Here is an 18,401-nt window from a genome sequence, read left to right as displayed (position 1 = left end):
TTCTTACTTAACACGCCTATCGAGTAATGAGCAAAAACGAGACCCACTTATTTACTAGTCCCGTTAAGTCTAATAATAAGATTTAGATTCATCATTTTGAAAGAGTCTGCTCATCTAAATTCCTATCAGCGTCACCCGATTCCTACCTTTTTCCTTCGAAACATATAAAGCTTGGTCGGCTTTTTTCAAAATCGTAATGTCGGTATCTTCTGTAGTCACCGTCGCCACACCGATTAATCAGTCCTTCATGTGAGATGGAGATAAAGCCACATGGCGCATAGTTCAATCGTTTATCCATTACTTTCAATTATCCTTTCTATTTCCTTAAAGAAATTCTGTAATTAAATGAATCGTTTCTTGAGGATGACTAATGTGTGGATAATGGCCTTTCGCCTCCATTAATCGCAACGTACTATTTTTCAAGTGACGATGTAAATACTCTCCTACCTCTATCGGAACAATGCTATCATTCGAACATTGCATAATGAGAATAGGAACATTTACTTTTGAAAAGTCACCTCGATGATCCGATAAAAAAGTCACTTCTGCAAATTCCCTTGCAATAACAGGATCTGCTGATTTAAAGGTTTGTTCTAGTTCTTTTGCTAATTTTGGCGACTCTGGGTTGTTCATAGCAATTGGGGCCAAATAACTTGCCCATCCCGAAAAATTCATTTCCATCATATCTAGTAATTCTGTAATATCACTGGAATCAAATCCACCAACGTACCCATCCTTGTCATTTAAATAGCATGGTGAAGGTCCAATCATAATTAATTTTCGGAAATAATCTGGTCGCTCAATCGATGCAAGCATCCCAATCATTGAACTAATAGAATGGCCAATAAAAATGACATCTTTAAGATTCATTGACTCTATGATATCTAGTACATCTTGCATGTAACCTTGAAGAGAATGATATTTTGTTGATTGAGGCGTTTAGATCTGAATGACCAGAACCTACATAATCAAACAAAATAATTTGATAGTTTTCCTCAAATGCAGGTGTAATAAATCGCCACATATTTTGATCGCAACCAAACCCATTTGCAAAAACAATGGTTTGCTCCCCTTTACCAATTATTTTCACATTATTGCGTACAGCTACATCTATCATTGCATTTTACCCCTTTTAGTAATATATGTAATAACTCCATTCTGACGATGAAGACAATAATTATCAAGAGAAATCATATTTTTCGTCGTTGCACTAAAAAAGATGACACTTAGGAAAAATTTCTTAAGGTCATCTTTTAAATTGTAGTAAATTGTGTGCGTGCCAGGCACCACCATGGGCACCTCCATGGCACTACCATTTCCTAACGGGCGGTATACTTTGAGGGAAATTAAATACATTGAACGGGTCGTACTTCGTTTTTATTTCTCTAAGCCGTCTGAAATTACGTCCATAGTAGGCGGTTGGCCAATCTTTAATATATCGATCAGGGAAATTCACGTAATCACCAGCTGTGTAAGGCGATAATGCTCGTCTCAAGTCTTCGATCCATTGAATGTTTTGTTTTTCTTCCTGTGGTTTTTCCCATGTAGTGAGGTATTCTTGGGCAATGAGGGCATTTCTATAAAAATAGGCCGCACGATTTGGCGCAACCTGGCTTACTGCACCTCGGAGCGATTGCTGCCAGATTTCTGCATTTATATTTGGCGCGTTAGCTAAAAAGTCTTTCATTATTCGAATAGCCGTATGTGGAAATGGTTTTTCAATAAACGAACCAGACCTTTTGCGAAGAGCAGGTTCATTGCCACTTGGGACATCGAAAAATCGCACAGCTTTGATGTAAGGGACTTCCTTTATCCATACACTTGTCGGTGAGCCAGACTTCCTTAAAGGGCGAAGAAGTTTCTTTAATTCGGTTGCTGAACCAACAAACTCGCCTTGCGCAACAATTTCACCCACTTCCTTTGATTTCAGCTCAATTTGTGAAGTTAAACGTTCATCCGTATAGGGTGCCCATTTTTGCCATGCATCAAAGGCGACCTCAAAATCCTCCCAGTCCCATGTGATCGAGAAAATAGTCACATCCGAAATGGGAAGGAGCTTAAATGTAAGTGCGGTGACAATGCCAAAATTTCCGCCACCTCCCCCACAGCTAGCCCAAAATAGATCACTGTTTGAATGGTTGTTTGCTTTAATAAGTTCTGCACCTAAATGACCACTTGCGCCGACCATTTCAATTTCCAATAAATTATCACAAGTAAGCCCAAATTGCCGTGATAGCATACCAATGCCCCCACCGAGAGTTAAGCCAACAACGCCGACACTGCTTTCGGTTCCCGCTGGAATGGTCATGCCAGATTCCCATAATTCACGATATACTTTCCCTAAATTTGCCCCCGCTTCAATTCTTACTGTCATGTCTTTCGGATTGATAGTCAAATCATTCATCTCACTCACATCAATAATAAGACCATCATTTAATAATGAAAAATTTTCATAGCTATGCCGACCGCTCCTTATTCGAAATCGCTCATTATGTTCCCTCACCCATCGCAATGCATTCACTACATCTTTCGTATTTTGACAAAACACAATTTTACTCGGAAATTTTGCAATACTTAAGTTATTATTGATCCTCGCCAGATCGTAATCCGGATCTTCAGGTGTCACAATTCTTCCAGAAAGCTTTACCTTCTTCAACATACAACTCCTTTCTCAAATGACGCTATGTGCATGTACTATACTATGCACAATCCTTTGGAAAGAAATATAAATTTTGAAATTAAAAAAAGTATAAAAGAGGCATGTTTATCCGTTATCAATCATCAAGTAAATACTCATTTTATAGCTTTGTACATATGATGCAATAATGAAAACACTTAGGGGGTGTCCGAATGATTATACATGTGGTGAGCACTGGTGAAACACTTTGGCAAATTGCAAACCGCTACGCTGTACCTATCAATACGATTGTCCAATTAAACGCGTTACCGAATCCAAATCAATTGGTGGTCGGGCAATCACTTGTTATTCCTTCGCCGTATACAATGCATATCGTAAAAAGTGGCGAAAATTTAGGGTCCATCGCACAACAATATGGCGTGCCAGTTCAAGCGATTATCTTAGAGAATCATCTAACAAATCCAGATATTCTAACGCCTGGAACAAAACTAGTTATTCCACCAATTACGCATATTGTGCAGCCTGGTGAGACATTATCACAAATCGCCAATCACTATGGTACGACCGTTCAAGCTATAGTTTTAGAAAATGGCATCACAAACCCAAATATGATTTATGCGGGTATGCGCTTAATTATTCCAAGAGCGAAACCTTCGATTGAAGTAAATGCTTATACCTATCAACCGAGTGAAGAAGCTGTTGATTCTCTAAACGCCATAGGCCATCTTCTTACTTATTTTAGCCCCTTTGCTTATATGATAAAGGAAGACGGATCATTACAGCCGATAAATGACAAAGCAATGATAGATGCTGCTATTTCAAAAAATATTATCCCTATGCTAACCATTACAAACTTCTCTTCAACAGAAGCAGGATCCAATTTAGCGCATGTTATTTTATCTAGTGCCGAATTAAGAGGAAAAGTTATTAACGAAGTGCTACAAGTGATGCAGGATAAGGGCTATAAAGTGCTAAATGTTGATTTTGAAAACGTCCTACCAGCGGACCGGGAAAATTACAATCAATTTCTTCAATTAGCTGTTGATCGTCTCCACCCAAAAGGATATTTAGTTTCGACTGCTCTTGCGCCTAAAACAAGCGCAACTCAAGCCGGGACATTATACGAAGCACATGATTATGAGGCACACGGTAGGATTGCAGATTTTGTGATACTAATGACATATGAATGGGGCTATCGACTTGGTCCTCCACAAGCTATTTCTCCCATTAACGAAATGAGGAAGGTTGTAGAATATGCCTTATCAGTAATGCCTGCTGAAAAAATATTTTTAGGCTTTCAAATTTATGCCCGAGACTGGCTTCTTCCCCATGTTAAAGGTCAAGAAGCTGAGACATTTAGCCCTCAAGAGGCAATCAGTAGAGCAGTCAAATATGGCGCAACCATTCAATACGATTTAACAGCACAGTCTCCTTATTTCCGTTATGTTGATGAACAAGGTAGAAATCATGAAGTGTGGTTTGAAGATGCTAGAAGCGCTCAAGCTAAGTTCGACATGGTCAAACAATACAAGCTTCGTGGTGTCAGTTATTGGGCATTAGGCTTTCCTTTCCCACAGAACTGGGTATTATTAAATAACGAATTTTCGATTAAAAAACAATAAATCAATTTTAATATTGTCCAAATTCTAAAAATGTAATTCTGAAAAATGCTCTTCCCTGTATATTATCTAATTTTTCCCATAATAAAAAGTCCGTTTCAAAGCCATATTAAGAAATATCAAATTGAAAGGAGAATCCAACATGGGAAGAGATAATAAGCAAGGGCAAAGTAACAACAAAGGCTCACTACCTCAGACGCCTAAAAATCAAAAAATTGCGCCAGATAAAGTAAAAGAAGAGTTTTCGCAAGAGTTTACGGAGCTTATAAATTCAGTTACTAAAAATAAGCAAAAAAAATAAGGGGGACTTCGTTTGGAATATCAACGTGCGCAAGAGATTGTCGCCTCACCATCAGAATATGAAGTGACCTATAACAACGTTTCTGTATGGATTGACAAGCTACACGATGATGGCAAAACAGCCACTGTGCATTTACGACGCTCGTTAGAAGAACGATCCGAAGTGGATATTTCAGAGTTAAATGAAGAATACCTTGTACATTAATAAAATCATCTGTCTAAACCCATAATTAAAATCGAGCACGCAAAAATTATCATATTTTGCGTGCTTATTTTGTGTCTTATTATTGAGGAATACTTATAAATCCATTAGTTTTTAAATGATATATTCCTCAACATGTTTAAACTGATCTAAAATCTCTTCTGCATGACTATGTAATTCTTTAAAGGTTTCTGTAAGCTGTTCAGCTGCAAGTGGCTTACTAAATAAATACCCTTGGATATAATCACAACCGCCTTCAATTAGGAAAGCAAGCTGGGCAACTTCTTCAATCCCCTCGGCAACTACCTTAAAGCGTAAATGCTTGGCCATTGAAAGTATCATGGACACAAGTGCTTCATCGTTTGGATCATGTTGTATATTACGGACAAAGGCACGATCGATTTTGAGACAATCTATAGGGAAATCTTTTAAATATGACAGTGACGAATAACCCGTACCGAAATCATCGACAGCAATTTGAATACCAAGTGCTTTTAGTTCATGAAGCAATTGCGTCATTTGATCAATATTCATCGTCATACTTTCTGTAATCTCTAGTTGTAGATGATGCGGCTTTAAGCCAGTCTGCTGTAAAATGCCCTCCACCATTTGCACCAAGTCCTGTTGAAATAACTGACCAAGCGATAAATTAACAGCTACCTTCATTTGTGGCAAACCTTGTGCTTCCCACGACTTTGCTTGGCAACATGCTGTTTCTAATATCCATTTACCAAGAGGAATAATAAGCCCTGATTCCTCTGCAATCGGAATGAACACATCCGGTGGTACAAAGCCTCGCGTTGGGTGGCGCCAGCGTACAAGTGCTTCTAAAGATTCAATCTTACCTGTTTTCAAATTTACTTGTGGTTGATATTCTAAATAAAATTCATGATTAGCTAGTGCCTCATGTAACTCTTGCTCCATGATAATACGATCCGCCATGCCATTAGACATATAAGATTTGTAAAACAGGAATCTTTGTGGGATTTGGCTGGCCTCTCGCATAGCTAACTGCGCATGCATTAATAATTCTTCTCCTGAGCAACCTTCTTCGTGGAGCGCAATGCCAATATTTAGATTGCCATTTAGTGAGAATAGCTGAACTTGTAAAGGATTTGCCATAGCACTTTTCAAGTTAAAGCAAAACTGCACTAGTTCTTCTTGTGTCTGAACATGATCAATATAAACTACGAACTGACCTTCACGTAGTTTTGTCGCAAAATAATGCGGAGGTAAAATAGCTTGAATTCTTTCCGCTATTAGCTTCATCATTTTATTGGAATAACTAATACCGATTGATGCGCTAATCGCTGCCAAACGATCAATTTCAATTGCAATTACTGCTTTTTGCTCACTATCCGCATGCAAATCTTCCTTCAAGGTTTTCAGCAGTAGGCGCTCATTTGGTAGCTGTGTAATATCATCATGATAGGCTTGAAATCGAAGTTCTTGTTGCGAGTGTTCAAGATCTTGTTTAATTTTTAAAAGTTGTTGATACGGCTTTTCAACCGATGTATAGTATATGGCTTTTAAAATAAGATGATACGCATAAAATTGGTAAATAAGAGCTAATAAATCCCAAATTCCATGCAAGTCTTTCCCAAATACAAATAATAAATCACTAAAAATTAAATAAAAAGCCGCACCAATTAGCCACATAACGCGTTTAGGTAATTTTTTATAATACCTACTTAAAATATATATCGTTACACATTGCAAAACCGCTGCCAATAAATGAACTTTCTCGCGTGCAATATATACCCAATTACCATCCTCAATGAATGGCTGTAAAATCATTGGTGGTCTAGACAAAATAAAAAGTACACACATAACAAATAGAAAAGAAACACCATATGTAAATACACGATAATTCATCGTTAATCGTTTTTTTGGTTTTAAAATAATGAATAACACACCGATTGCTAAACACAAACGCATGAGCAAATGTAACCACATGTTTATATTCGATGTTTGCATAGTATGTGATCCTAGTATAACAATGTTTGCTATCTCAAACAGTGCAATAATAAAAAACAAGCCACCTATGTATAATGTTTGATTTGATAATAAGTGTGAAAATACTAGCCAAGAATGAATAGCAATTGCCATTGTAAAAACAACAATCAGTATTTGCATAATTAAATTAAGATATATTATGGAACTTTCTTCCTTAAAAACTCCGTAGAGTTGATTACCATTAACTAAAAGCGGTATTAATAATAGTAATGGCAATGCTATATACCATATCTCTTTCTTTTCTAACTTTTGATGATTACTCCTTTTTTCCAACACTAACCCTCCATACTTCCGAACCTTAATACTAGTATGTATCACTCGAAATTAATAGGAAATTTTATCTATTACTAATAAATAATATTTTTAAAATTGTATATTTCTTTGACTTCTTACAAATCATAGCATTTTTTTTGGAATTTGTATGCAATTACTAAAAGTATGCTAATATTCACTTTATTTTGATATTAGCATACTTTTGATTTCATCGTTCTTTTTTAGAAGCTAGAAGTTGACGAAGCTTTATTATCAGTCTTAAGCGTCTTTTTTTGACTGCTGCAATGGACAACTGTAGTTCACTTGCTATCTCAGCATAGCTATACCCTTCCAAGTAAAAAAGCTCTAACAATTTTCTTTCCTCAATTTTTAATGGGACCATTATATTTTCTAACCACATGGACATTCCCTGTTGTTGTCCTTGCTCTTCTATTCGGTACACATTTAATAGCTCATCATCTATAGGCGCAAAATGCATTTCAAAGCGCTTTTCTTTTGTCAACTCCTTCATAATTTCTCCTCTCACAGTCGTATAAACATAAGAAGAAAATAGCCCTTTAGCAGGATCAGCCTTTTTCCAAGCTTCCCAAACAGCTATTGCGGCAATATGACGATAATACTCAAAATCTTTGTAGATATGACACTTCAAAAAAATAGACGTAATCATAGGCTGCACTAACTCTAAAACTTTTTCAAATGGTAGTTCTGGTGATAGGATTTGCTTGTTCAGTTGTTTAGACATTTTTTTATCCCGTCGACTGTGCACAATCCGTTATTCCTAGGTGACACTATCGTAGCCATTCATAATGAGCACGTCGAATAGCCATTACGCGGATATCCACCATATGATCTATAAAAAGCCGTTTAGATATATACAGAAATATAGAGGGAAATTTCAAAAACCTTAAGTTTTGCTCAGATTTTTATACATATTTCTTGACTCGATGGACAAATTACTACTAAGGAGGCGAAATAGATGAATTTTCAAATTAGAGATGCTATTACTGCAAACGTACATGGACAATCAGCAACAGAAATTAAGGATATTGTTGTAGATGCGATTGAACGCGGCGAGGAACATTTACTACCTGGTCTCGGTGTATTTTTTGAGAAGTGGTGGCAACAATCTAGTACTGCTGAGCAGGACGAATTCGTACAAAAGCTAGAAAAAGTCTTTGCACACTAATTTTTTTATAGTCAGTTCGTTCCATTTCCAATAAACGCATGATAAATTAGATTTATCTGAAAGTTTGGAGGGATTGGAATGACTGTTGCTGTAGAGCTAATAGTAAATCAACTAAGAAAAGTGTTATCGGATGAGCAAGTGTCGACGAACGAAACGGTGCGGGAGTTACACGGGAAAGATGAATCCCATCATGCAATGAGCATGCCAGACATCGTTGTTTTTCCGCGTTCCACAGCGGATGTCAGTGCCATCTTGAAAGTTGCACATGCGGAGCGTATACCAGTCGTACCATTTGGCGTCGGCTCAAGCTTAGAGGGAAATGCGATTCCAATTGCAAAGGGAATTTCCATCGACTTCTCTGAAATGAATGCCATTTTGGACATTCGACCAGAGGATTTACTTGTTAAGGTACAACCTGGTGTGACACGTGCACAGTTGAATAAGGAATTAAAAAAGCATGGTCTTCAGTTCACTGTAGACCCTGGTGCCGATGCTACACTTGGCGGCATGGCAGCAACAAATGCAAGTGGAACGACCGCTGTGCGTTACGGCGTGATGCGCGATCAAGTACGTGATTTAGAGGTTGTACTTGCAGATGGTACAGTTATTCATACAGGTAGTTTGGCAGCAAAATCTTCTTCTGGTTATCACTTGAATGGCTTGTTTGTCGGTTCTGAAGGCACATTAGGTTGCTTTACCGAACTAACTTTGAAAGTCTATGGTATACCGGAATTTGTGACTGCTGGTCGTGCAGTATTTGCGACAGTCGGCGATGCTGTCAGTGCAGTTGCCGCATTATTACAAGCAGGCATTTCAGTTGGACGCGTCGAACTTGTTGATGAGGCTTCTATAACACAAGCAAATATTTATAATGAAACTTCTTATGACGAAAAACCAACATTATTTTTAGAATTCCACGGAAATGAAGCGGGTATGCAGGCTGATATCGAATTTTCAACGGAAATTTTTGAAGATTTCAATTGTATGACTGTTGAATTTGAGCATGACAATGCAGCACGTAACAAACTTTGGGAGGCACGTCATTCTCTGGCCTATGCCTATATTCATGCCTATCCAGGGAAGAAGCTCATGTCGACAGATGTTTGTGTCCCCATTTCGGTGTTGGCTGAAACAATTTTATATGCTCGTGAACAACTAGATGAAGTTGGGCTGGCAGGGGGAATTGTAGGTCATGTTGGCGACGGTAATTTCCATGCCTTGTTGATGTTAGACCCAAGTGATGCTGAAGAGCAGGCGAAGGCAGACCGTTTTAACGAACATATCGTGCAATATGCATTACTACGTGGCGGCACATGCACTGGCGAACACGGTGTTGGTATTGGAAAAATGAAATACCAGGCAACGGAGCACGGAGCTTCTTTACTGGTCATGAAGAGCATCAAGACAGCTCTTGACCCGCACAACATTATGAATCCAGGTAAAATTTTTTCAATGTAATTTTAGTAAGGTCATGATGCATGCCTTTAATAAAATATGGCCTCACCATTTTGGTGAGGCCATATTTTTATTGAAAATCATTAAAACGACAATTACTAAAATCACGCTCTGTACCAAGCGCACGTGGGACCATTGTTTCTACGAGATAATCCTCTTCCTCGTAAATAATCTTTTTCAGCTCTATGCCGAAAAACTCTTTCATCCGAGATTCCGTCATCACTTCCTGTACATTACCATAAACGATTCCCTTCTCTTTTGCTGTCATCAATACCTGATCAGCAAGGTAAAAAGCATGGTTTGGATAATGCGTATTAATGATGCACGAAATACCACGCTCCTGTGACAGATGCTTAATGGTTTGTAAAATCACAATTTGCTTTTGAATATCCAGATGGGATTCAGGCTCATCTAAAATTAATACCTCTGGATTAGACACAAGCGTACGAGCAATCAAAGCTAACTGGAGCTCACCACCACTGACTTCATTACACGATTTCTTAGCAAGATGCAAAATACCAATCGTATCAAGTGCCACATGAGCTGCTTCCATATCTTTCGCTGATGGCTGCGCCAGTGTACTTATAAAAGGTGCACGCCCCATGACAACAAGCTCCTCCACTGAAAAGCCAAATACCATTTTATGCGCTTGGGGCACATAGCCCACTCGTTTCCATAGCTCTTTACGATCCAGTGTCGCAAGCGGTTTTCCATCAATCAATGTCTTTCCCTTTTTCCAATCAAGAAGCCCTGTAATACATTTCAACATCGTGGTTTTCCCTGCGCCATTTGGTCCAAGAATCGCCATTATCTCACCAGGCGCTAGGGTGAAATTGATGTCCCGTGCATATAATTGCGGGAATTTCTTTCGGCGTTTTTCATAATAATAATTGCCATCCACCACTTCAATTTTCATCCCCAGCCACCTCCTGAACGACGTAATAAATATGCGAAGAACGGTGCACCGATTATTGCTGTCAGTATAGACAATGGAATTTCCGTTGCCGTTAATGAACGGGCTAAATCATCAATAATCAATAAATAGACACTTCCAATCGCAACTGACACTGGTAATACATATTGATTGTTATTGCCAACAAGCATACGCGCAATATGCGGGATAATTAAACCGACCCAGCCGACGATACCTGCGACAGCGACAGATGCCGCTGTAATGAGTGTCGCAGCAAAAATAACGAACCATTTTAAGCGTGCCACTGGAATCCCCATCGATTTTGCCTCATCTTCTGGCAATGTTAAAATATTCAAACGCCAGCGAAGTAAATATAATAGTAGAATACCTATTAAAATAAGTGGACCAGCGATATATAAGTCCTTATACGTCGCTGTACCTAGACTTCCCATGAGCCAATATGTAATCGCTGGTAACTTTTCCTCTGGATCTGCCATAAATTTTGTCAGGGAGATCAACGCATTAAAGAGTGCCGACGTTACAACACCAGCTAAAACAAACATGAAAATAGGTGCGTTTTTCTTTGCACCAGCTACTAAAAATGTAAAGGCAATTGCCCCTAGTCCAAAAATCAGGGCCATTACTTGCGCTGTAAAGTTTTGTCCAAATAATAAAATCCCTAGCGATGCCCCAAAACCAGCACCAGCAGAAACACCTAAAATATCAGGTGATACAAGTGGATTTCCGAACATGCCTTGAAAACCAGCACCCGCAATTGCTAATCCTCCGCCAATCAGCAGAGCTAGTAAAATACGAGGTAAACGAATATTCATAACGACTGTTTCTTCCATTTGTGTCCAAGTTTGTTCTATAGGGAACAATTGCGAAGTAAGAATTTTTAAAATATGCTCAAGCCCTACCTCGAAACGGCCAACACCTAGAGAAACGATTGCTACCACAATTGGTAGCAACCATAACAATGCAACTTTCCATTTCTTCATCTAACGATCATCCCTTAATATTTCGCCGCGTCAGAAGAAGGATTTAATATCGAATGAATTTCTTCGTCTGTTACGTCAAATTCATAGTAGTCTTTGTAGTACGCTTTTATTTCATCTTCGATCTTATAGTCGAATTGTGTTGGGTGGTTTTTTTGTGCCATCCATTTTAACATTAACGGTGCATCACCACTTGGTGGGAACCAACGATAAATGCCCAGTGGAATTTTATACACTTTACCTTCTTGTACCGCTTTTACTTGACTCCAGTCCTGTCCATTTACTTTATTTCCAAGTAAATCTGCTGGCTGAGTTTCAGTAAAATTTGTGATATAAATAATATCTGGATTCCAAGCGTAAATTTGCTCCATGTTTACTTCTTTTTTCCCTTGTACATCATTTTCAGCGACGTCCACTGCTCCTGTTGCATTCAACCATTGATTGCCAAAGAAGTTTTTACCGCCGACAGTAATTGATTTATCATTATGCATAAACAACATGAGTGCACGTGGCTTGTCCTGAGTTGCCACATCTTTTAATTTTGTGTCGAGCTCTGCCTGTACTTTTTTGCCTTCTTCTAAGAAACGGTCAGCTCGTTCGGTTGTTCCTGCCATTTGACTTGTTAATGTAAGCCAACTATTGAATGTTGCTAATGGTTCAGCTGCCGCCGCATCAATCGCTTTTACAGCGACAACCGGAATACCTGCTTCAGTTATTTTGTTTATAGAATTCTCATTTGTCGCAATTTCTACGTATAATTGTGGATTCACTTTCATTAATTCTTCCACGTTGACCTCACCATTTTGAATGAAGGATGTTTCTGCCTTTAAAACATCGGGTGAAATTTTCGCTAAAATCGAGTTTTTCGCAGCATTGTATGAATTAGGATGCATGCCTACAATTTCTTTTGTTGAATTTGTGGCTACATACCAAGTAGAAAAGTAAGGTAGTATTCCGCCAGTCACGACACGCTCGATTGTACCCGGTACAGTTACTTCTCTTCCAAGTTGGTCTGTCACGATTTTCTCTTCAGCCGTTGTTTGTACTTCAGATGTTGAAGATTCAGCTGGTTGTTTTGTCACCATTTCCTCATCTTTATCGCCACAAGCAGCCAACATTGCCGTTAGTGCTAATGTCGCTAAAAATCCGTATTTCTTCAATGTCCTTCTTCCTCTCTTAGCCATTTAGCGATACCGTGTAAAAACGGTCTTGATTGATCAATAAATCCAAGTCCGATATGGAACATCGGGTCAAGTGTCGTACATATTAATTCACCGTTAAAACTTACGTTGTCTACATAAAATAGTGAACGTCCCTCGGGAATATCGAGTAATGACTCGGCACCAACGGGTGGTAAAAACGACCCGTGATAATGCCATTTCATATCACGAAGTGTCACGTATTTAAACAATGGGTGTGTCTTGTTTTGCTCTTCCATTGGTAGGTCACCGCCATCCCGTACCCACCAGCTAAAATTAACTTCCGAGTCCGCCCAATCAATCGTAGGGAACCAGTTGTCTAAAACCTCACCAAAAATAATCAGCCGCTTGCCCGATTCAATGAACGATAAAAGCTGTGACTGATAACGCTTCAAATGTGGAATATCTAAACGGCACGACAAAATTAAAGTATCATAATTTTCCAAATTATAACGATGCAGTTCACGAAGATGCAAAATATCATCATATAAATAGTGAAATTCTTCCTCTGCAAAAAAGCGATGTTGAAATGGCAGTCCGTTCGTTACAATAGCAATCATTGTAATTGTCCTCCCTTCGCTTTATTACGAGCGTATTCCTCTCGTATGCATGTAAGCATTTGCATACTTAATTTACTAGACGTATTATCCTCATCAATAAAGATACGATAAATATCCGTCCCTGCCCCAGCAAAAATCGTACCATTCGTCGAATCATGGTCGACGTAGATTATGACAGCTCCGCTTTGATCGGTAACAAGTACCTCGGCATGCAATGGGATGTTGTCAAAATATCCACGTGAAAAGAAACCACGTACACCCTTACGATAGTTAATGTCGTACGCATCAATACCTGTGAATAGTGGATGTCTAGGTTCTTTTATGATAATTTCACGGTCCTTCAACGGAATCGGAGACCGTTCCCAGTTGGGCACACCTGTTAACCAAGGTAAAGATGTCTCCGTTAACGAGAAAATCACCCCTCCCTGCTGCAAATACTGATTGAGTAATACTTTTTGCTCCAGCAAAAACTTTTCCTCTACTAAATTTGTAATAATTAACCCTGCATATGCACGTAAATCTGCATACGGTAAATCGTATAAATATAAAAATGTCAATCCGCGTCGTCGGTCTTCATCTGACAGTCTCGCAAATTGAATATCAATGCCAACATACGCAATTGGTTTCAAAATATAACCTACTTCCTTTTATGTAAAGTTATTGAAAATGATTATCATTCGCATCAAAATATAGTCACAGTATATTGATAACGATTATCATTGTCAATGTATTTTCGCGAATTCGTCGAATTTTGTCAAAAAATAAAGGATTTTTTTCGACATCAATAATATTAATAGTGCATCTATAATGTTTTTTTTATATTATTTATCACGGAACTAATACTACTATTTTGTCTAGGAGGAAAGATGATGAGCATTTCATTTACAATGCTAAAGCTAGACCCGGGACACGCATTTGGTGTCAATGGCCGTATGCAAAAAGATACAGGTGACGAAGCAAGAACCGTAGAACAATATGATTTTGCACAGGAAGATTTAAGCGAGGTAGATGTTCTCATTATTCCAAATTTTATTGATCAGGAATTCTTATATAGACAGCGGGAAAAAATTGCTGCCTTTTTAGCAGAGAAAAAAATCGTTATTTACTGTGGTCATTTATTCCGTGAGTGGTTACCAGGTTGCGGACCATTCATGCCTCAACTTATCCGTAATTATAAAGATTACGAGGTATTTCCAACAGAACAATCAGTTATTTTTAAAGGTGTAACAACTGCGGATATGACGTTCAAAAAGGGAGTCGCGGGCTTCTTTGCACGCGGTTATCACCACCCACCTGCGTATGCAGAAATATTGCTAACATTTGCCAATGGTAAACCAGTTACATATGCAGACCGCTGTTCAACGAATGGTACGATTTTAGTTCATGCAGGGCGTGATTTACTTGGTTATGCTGACGAAAACAAATCGACTGACCGTATTCGCCCACAGTTTTTAGCATGGCTTGAAGCAGAAGTACGAGCTTTAAAGGAGGACGGAGAACAATGAGAAAAATCGGTGTTATTTACAGTGGCAATGAGTCCCATTATCGCACCTTCTATGAACCTAAATTTAATCAATATATTACAAAACTAATTTATCATCCGAATTTTTTAGAAACAGATATCGATGACCTAGATGTACTTATCGTGCCATCCCAACTTAACTACAAATTATTACTTGCTAGTGTGACAAAAATTCATGCCTTTGCCGAGAAAGGTGGCATTATTGTCGCTTTCGGGCCACAGCCGTGGAACTGGCTACCTGCACAAAAGTGGGAGGAACGCCCTACAAATTTCTGGTGGTGGCTTGATAAAGAGGCTTCAAGCGGCCTAGTTCTACAAAATCCAGCGCATCCACTATTCAATGGCTATTTAACGTTAGCTGAATGTACATGGCATCAACACGGTGTTTTTTGGCCACCTGAACACTCGGATATTTTAATTTCTACAGAAGACGGTGGTGCTGTCATGTACGTAGATAGCCAGTCATCTGGGGGAACATGGATTATTACAACGCTTGATCCAGACTTCCATTTTGGCTCATACTTCATGCCAGCAACAGAACGCTTTTTTGAAGGTTTCTTCCCTTACTTAGCATACGGAACCATTTAAGTGACAAGATTTACTTCAAGTTCGTCTTAGATGGCCCTGAACGTAGACGATCACGACCTTCTCATAATCTTAGGCATAGAAAACCCGCTGACACCGACCCTATCAGCGGGTTTCTTGTGCTTACAAAGCATAACGAAAGCTTTTCACTATTTTTTCACCTTTATAAAAATCTTTTGACACATCACGAACAAAACCCATCGATAAATAAAGATCAATGGCAACTTGCATGATATCACCGGAATGTAAGTACAATGCCTGATCCTGACGATTACGTGCAAAAGCAAAACTTTCGTGCAATAATTTTTTCGCTACGCCCTGGCCCCTTCCATTTGGATGCACGCCTAACAAGCGTACGATGGTAGAGTCAATGCCTAGTTCGGGGAAACCATACGCCTTCTCCGAACTAGTAAATAATTGCAGTCCACCTAAAATTTCATTTCCGCGCTTTGCAACTAAAATCGTCTCCGCGTTTGGATTACCAACCGATGCTCGAATATCACTTAAATACTGTGCCCAATCCTCTGGTTTATCATATTCTTTTTCATACTGTGCATAACTTTCCACCAGTACCTCCAAGTACCGTACATAATCTTCCTCACGCAAATGTTCAATAACAATTTCAGCTACTGCCATACACAACGCTTCCTTTTCTAAATGCCGCCCTTACTATAAGCAGTCACCCTTTTTTCAATCCGGTGTGCAATCCATTCAATAATTGCAGACACCCCCCAGTAAATCAATCCCACTGCAATAAAAGCCTCTAAAAATTTTAAATTAACTGATGCCACGATATTGGCTACGCCGGTTAACTCCTTTATCGAAACGAAAAATGCTAATGATGTCGCATGTAAAAAACCAATAAAAACGTTCGTAAAGTTTGGAATCGACTGACTAAATGCTTGTGGCAATATAAACCGTCGCATCGCCTGTGAAAATGTTAGACCTACAGCATATGCCGCTTCAAGTTGCCCTTTTGGTACACCTAAAATACCCGATCGTATAATCTCCGAGGCATACGCTCCGGCACTTAATGTCAGCGCAAGTATCACAAAAAACAAAATAGGGATGGCATTTGAATCGAAACTCAGCTTCAGGGCTTGCGCGATAGCATCCACTACAATTGGTATCCCAAAATAAATCAGCATTATATGCATAATAATCGGTGTTCCTCTGAAAAAGGATACATAAAGATTTAATAATGGAGCGATAATTTTTATATTTTGTATCCGCACAAATGTTACCACTATGCCTATTAAAATACCCAGAACCACAGGTGTAAACGTCATGAACAAGGTTAATGGCAACACCTTACAAATTTCTTGAAATGCTTCAAAAATAAAAGATACGTCAATTGTCAAAATCAAATCCCCCTAGCTCGTCACTACTTCTTTCTGCATATAGCGATTGAGATAGCGTTCATTTCGTTTTAATAGCTTTTCTAGTAGTACAACGATGACATAGTACACGATAGAGAGTGCAATATAAATTTCTAGTGCTCGAGTTGTGGAGGCAATAAGTGTTTCACCACGCCCCACCATATCCATTACTCCGATTGAAAAGGCCAGTGAGGTATCCTTTAATGAACTAATCATTGTGTTCGCCATATTTGGAAAAGCCACACGAATGGCCTGTGGAAGCACAATGCGTATAAAAGCGTGCATACGACTTAAACCAACTGAATAGGCTGCCTCTATTTGACCGCGATCAACTGTTAGAATCGCTGCCCTAAAAATTTCTGCAAATGCGGCTGCGTTGCTGAATGTATACGTAATAATGACAAAATAAATGGCGTCCACCCTTGTTACATCAATATGAATACTTTGTAAGACTGCTGGGATTCCATAAAACACTAAGAATAACTGCACGAGTATTGGCGTACCTCTAATATACGATATATATATGGATACGAGCTGCTTCAAAACAGGTATGTGAAGCAGCTTCGGTATAGCGACTACTATACCGAGGACCATACCAAAAAGAATCGAAAACACTAATATTTCAAGTGTTACGGGCAAATACTGAAGCAATGTCGGGAGTACGTCCGCGATTAGCATGAAGTCGAAATCATTCGCCATTCTTCCTTCACCCTTTCCTATTTAGCTTAGAAATCGACTGAATAATCGTCACCTAACCATTTTTCACTTAGCTCACTTACAACTCCATCAGCTTTTAGCTCTTGAATGGCTTCATCGATACGTTCCTGTAATGCCACCGAATCTTTGTTAAGTAAAAAATAAACTTTGGAGTTTAATAATGCGTCCCCTACAACTTTTTGTTGGGCCTCATTGTTTTCGTTATAATACTTTACTGCAAATGGTGTTGTAATAATTGCATCGATACGACCCGTAGCAATTTGGTTATTGACATCTGCTGAACCAGACGAATAAACAATATTTACACCTAAATCGTGCTCTTTATTGTATTTCTCTAGAAAAACAGCAGAGTTACTCGTCGCTGAAACACTGACACTCTTTTCTTTTAAATCATCAATCGATTGGATTTCATCATTTTTTGCATTTACCGTCACCTTTAATGGAAATACATTGTAAGGCTCCTTGTTGAATAAGAACTTCTTCTCTCGCTCACTATTGACTTCCATTTGATGTGCGATAAAATCAATTTTTCTTGTTTCTAAACTTAGTAGTAAGTTAGAAAATTCCATAGTTTTAAATTCAAATTCATATTCTGGTAGCTTTTCATCAATAGCACGTACCAGCTCGACATCATAACCTGTTAAGTTTCCTTTATCATCTAAGAAGCATATATTTGGAAATTGTGTGCCTGTGCCAACAATAATTTTTTGAACGTCTTTTCCCTCTTGTGCTGAATCATTTTTACTTGTATCTCCCTCAGAATTCTCAACACTCGTGCAGGCTGTTAAAAGGAAGGTAAGCACGATTGTTAAATAAAGCGATAATTTTTTCATACAATT

At 38.7% G+C, this 18,401-nt stretch carries 19 protein-coding genes and 1 pseudogene; 7 read left to right on the top strand and 13 right to left on the bottom strand.

Annotation, left to right across the window (positions count from 1 at the left end):
* Positions 1 to 324: 324 nt before the first annotated feature.
* Both ACQKII_RS15895 and ACQKII_RS15890 read right to left on the bottom strand, forming a co-directional pair.
* Positions 325 to 1,117, bottom strand: a pseudogene (locus tag ACQKII_RS15895) (alpha/beta fold hydrolase).
* A 192-nt stretch (positions 1,118 to 1,309) separates the two neighbouring features.
* On the bottom strand, positions 1,310 to 2,656 hold the full coding sequence (locus ACQKII_RS15890) for an FAD-binding oxidoreductase (protein WP_427460833.1): 1,347 nt from the start codon (positions 2,654 to 2,656) through the stop codon (positions 1,310 to 1,312).
* Between the two features lie 194 nt (positions 2,657 to 2,850).
* Between ACQKII_RS15890 and ACQKII_RS15885 the strand changes: the two genes are divergently transcribed.
* The 3 genes from ACQKII_RS15885 to ACQKII_RS15875 all read left to right on the top strand — a co-directional run bounded on the left by ACQKII_RS15885 (position 2,851) and on the right by ACQKII_RS15875 (position 4,762).
* Positions 2,851 to 4,260 carry a LysM peptidoglycan-binding domain-containing protein gene (locus tag ACQKII_RS15885; protein ID WP_427460831.1) on the top strand — a complete coding sequence of 470 codons (1,410 nt, stop codon included), beginning with the start codon at positions 2,851 to 2,853 and terminating at the stop codon, positions 4,258 to 4,260.
* A gap of 139 nt (positions 4,261 to 4,399) precedes the next feature.
* Positions 4,400 to 4,558, top strand: a complete 159-nt coding sequence (locus ACQKII_RS15880; protein ID WP_143995732.1) for a YfhD family protein — start codon at positions 4,400 to 4,402, stop codon at positions 4,556 to 4,558.
* A 12-nt stretch (positions 4,559 to 4,570) separates the two neighbouring features.
* Positions 4,571 to 4,762 (top strand): H-type small acid-soluble spore protein, encoded by a 192-nt coding sequence (locus ACQKII_RS15875; RefSeq protein WP_427460828.1) that lies wholly within the window; start codon positions 4,571 to 4,573, stop codon positions 4,760 to 4,762.
* Positions 4,763 to 4,873: 111 nt separating this feature from the next.
* On the opposite strand, the gene ACQKII_RS15870 is transcribed toward ACQKII_RS15875, so the two are convergent.
* Complete coding sequence (locus ACQKII_RS15870; RefSeq protein ID WP_427460826.1) at positions 4,874 to 7,051, bottom strand: bifunctional diguanylate cyclase/phosphodiesterase; 2,178 nt, start codon at positions 7,049 to 7,051, stop codon at positions 4,874 to 4,876.
* 205 nt (positions 7,052 to 7,256) lie between these two features.
* A complete protein-coding gene (locus ACQKII_RS15865) occupies positions 7,257 to 7,790 on the bottom strand; it encodes a sigma-70 family RNA polymerase sigma factor (protein ID WP_427460824.1) in 534 nt (177 codons plus the stop codon).
* 234 nt (positions 7,791 to 8,024) lie between these two features.
* Between ACQKII_RS15865 and sspI the strand changes: the two genes are divergently transcribed.
* Positions 8,025 to 8,234 (top strand): small acid-soluble spore protein SspI, encoded by a 210-nt coding sequence (gene sspI, locus ACQKII_RS15860; RefSeq protein WP_010860143.1) that lies wholly within the window; start codon positions 8,025 to 8,027, stop codon positions 8,232 to 8,234.
* Positions 8,235 to 8,312: 78 nt separating this feature from the next.
* Positions 8,313 to 9,692 (top strand): FAD-binding oxidoreductase, encoded by a 1,380-nt coding sequence (locus tag ACQKII_RS15855; protein ID WP_427460822.1) that lies wholly within the window; start codon positions 8,313 to 8,315, stop codon positions 9,690 to 9,692.
* Between the two features lie 67 nt (positions 9,693 to 9,759).
* Here the strand turns inward: ACQKII_RS15855 and ACQKII_RS15850 are convergent, their stop codons facing one another.
* From ACQKII_RS15850 to ACQKII_RS15830, 5 genes are read right to left on the bottom strand one after another with little or no spacing between them, the layout of a single operon-like run.
* On the bottom strand, positions 9,760 to 10,605 hold the full coding sequence (locus ACQKII_RS15850) for an ABC transporter ATP-binding protein (RefSeq protein ID WP_427460820.1): 846 nt from the start codon (positions 10,603 to 10,605) through the stop codon (positions 9,760 to 9,762).
* Entirely contained in the window at positions 10,602 to 11,603 is a 1,002-nt protein-coding gene (locus tag ACQKII_RS15845; RefSeq protein WP_427460818.1) for a FecCD family ABC transporter permease, read from the bottom strand. Before ACQKII_RS15845 ends, ACQKII_RS15850 begins: the two co-directional genes overlap by 4 nt.
* 14 nt (positions 11,604 to 11,617) lie before the next feature.
* Positions 11,618 to 12,784, bottom strand: coding sequence for an ABC transporter substrate-binding protein (locus tag ACQKII_RS15840; RefSeq protein WP_427460816.1), 1,167 nt, complete (start codon positions 12,782 to 12,784; stop codon positions 11,618 to 11,620).
* Entirely contained in the window at positions 12,757 to 13,359 is a 603-nt protein-coding gene (locus tag ACQKII_RS15835; RefSeq protein WP_427460814.1) for a hypothetical protein, read from the bottom strand. Before ACQKII_RS15835 ends, ACQKII_RS15840 begins: the two co-directional genes overlap by 28 nt.
* Complete coding sequence (locus ACQKII_RS15830) at positions 13,356 to 13,988, bottom strand: hypothetical protein (RefSeq protein ID WP_427460812.1); 633 nt, start codon at positions 13,986 to 13,988, stop codon at positions 13,356 to 13,358. Before ACQKII_RS15830 ends, ACQKII_RS15835 begins: the two co-directional genes overlap by 4 nt.
* A 240-nt stretch (positions 13,989 to 14,228) precedes the next feature.
* Between ACQKII_RS15830 and ACQKII_RS15825 the strand changes: the two genes are divergently transcribed.
* The gene (locus tag ACQKII_RS15825) at positions 14,229 to 14,864 is read left to right on the top strand and encodes a hypothetical protein (RefSeq protein ID WP_427460810.1); all 636 of its coding nucleotides are present in this window, start codon (positions 14,229 to 14,231) and stop codon (positions 14,862 to 14,864) included.
* The gene (locus tag ACQKII_RS15820; protein ID WP_427460808.1) at positions 14,861 to 15,469 is read left to right on the top strand and encodes a hypothetical protein; all 609 of its coding nucleotides are present in this window, start codon (positions 14,861 to 14,863) and stop codon (positions 15,467 to 15,469) included. The genes ACQKII_RS15825 and ACQKII_RS15820 overlap by 4 nt, the downstream gene beginning before the upstream one ends.
* A gap of 120 nt (positions 15,470 to 15,589) precedes the next feature.
* Here ACQKII_RS15820 and ACQKII_RS15815 read toward each other — a convergent pair whose 3' ends face one another.
* Genes ACQKII_RS15815 through ACQKII_RS15800 form a run of 4 tightly spaced genes read right to left on the bottom strand, consistent with a single transcriptional unit; the run spans position 15,590 to position 18,395 of the window.
* Entirely contained in the window at positions 15,590 to 16,102 is a 513-nt protein-coding gene (locus ACQKII_RS15815) for an N-acetyltransferase family protein (RefSeq protein ID WP_427460806.1), read from the bottom strand.
* A gap of 17 nt (positions 16,103 to 16,119) precedes the next feature.
* Positions 16,120 to 16,827, bottom strand: a complete 708-nt coding sequence (locus ACQKII_RS15810) for an amino acid ABC transporter permease (protein WP_427460804.1) — start codon at positions 16,825 to 16,827, stop codon at positions 16,120 to 16,122.
* 12 nt (positions 16,828 to 16,839) lie between these two features.
* Positions 16,840 to 17,544 carry an amino acid ABC transporter permease gene (locus ACQKII_RS15805; protein ID WP_427460802.1) on the bottom strand — a complete coding sequence of 235 codons (705 nt, stop codon included), beginning with the start codon at positions 17,542 to 17,544 and terminating at the stop codon, positions 16,840 to 16,842.
* Between the two features lie 26 nt (positions 17,545 to 17,570).
* Positions 17,571 to 18,395 carry a transporter substrate-binding domain-containing protein gene (locus tag ACQKII_RS15800; RefSeq protein WP_427460800.1) on the bottom strand — a complete coding sequence of 275 codons (825 nt, stop codon included), beginning with the start codon at positions 18,393 to 18,395 and terminating at the stop codon, positions 17,571 to 17,573.
* Between the last annotated feature and the right edge of the window lie 6 nt (positions 18,396 to 18,401).

Origin of the sequence: Lysinibacillus sp. NPDC048646, assembly GCF_050272295.1 — a bacterium.
Lineage (GTDB): Bacteria > Bacillota > Bacilli > Bacillales_A > Planococcaceae > Lysinibacillus.
Note: the sequence above shows the minus strand (reverse complement) of the source record. Positions and strands in the feature narration are given on the sequence as shown.